Consider the following 632-nt stretch of genomic DNA (forward strand, 5'->3'; position numbering starts at 1 on the left):
GACGGCAAAAAACTGCGCGGTTTCGCCTACCGAAACCACATCATGGTCGAACACAGCCAACCCGACGGACTGGTGTCCCGCTACGAATACGACCGTTACGACACCGACGGCAAAGTGCTCAAGAGCAGCAACAACCTCGGCGAAGAATGGACGTTCGACTACCGCAAAGACCATACCGTCGTTACCGACGCATTGGGGAGGACGGAAGTATACGGTTTCGACGAAAACCGCGAACTCGTCTACCGCATCGACGCCGACGGACAACGCAGCGACAGCGAACGCGACGACTACGGCCGCATTACCGTAGAACGCGATCCGCTCGGACGCGAAACCCGCTATCTCTACGATACCGAAGGCAACGTCATCGCCATCACCGCGCCGGACGGCAGCAGCACCCAAATCGACTACCACGAAACCCTCAACCTGCCGGTTGCCGTCAACGATCCCGCCGGCAGGATTACCGCCTACGATTACGACAAACGCGGCAACCTCATCAGTATCACCGACTCCGCCGGTTACACCACAAGTTACGGCTACAACGCCCAATGGCTGCCCGAAACCATTACCGACGCCTTAGGCAAAACCCGACGCCTACACTACGACACCCTCGACCAGCTCGTCTGCTTTACCGA

1 pseudogene is annotated in these 632 nt (G+C 58.4%); it reads left to right on the forward strand.

The features are described 5' to 3' along the window. Positions 1-632 (forward strand): annotated as a pseudogene (locus HMPREF2871_RS04945) (RHS repeat protein); the annotation flags it as partial.

The sequence above is a fragment of the Neisseria sp. HMSC067G12 genome (genome assembly GCF_001812725.1).
GTDB classification, from domain to species: Bacteria; Pseudomonadota; Gammaproteobacteria; order Burkholderiales; family Neisseriaceae; genus Neisseria; species Neisseria perflava.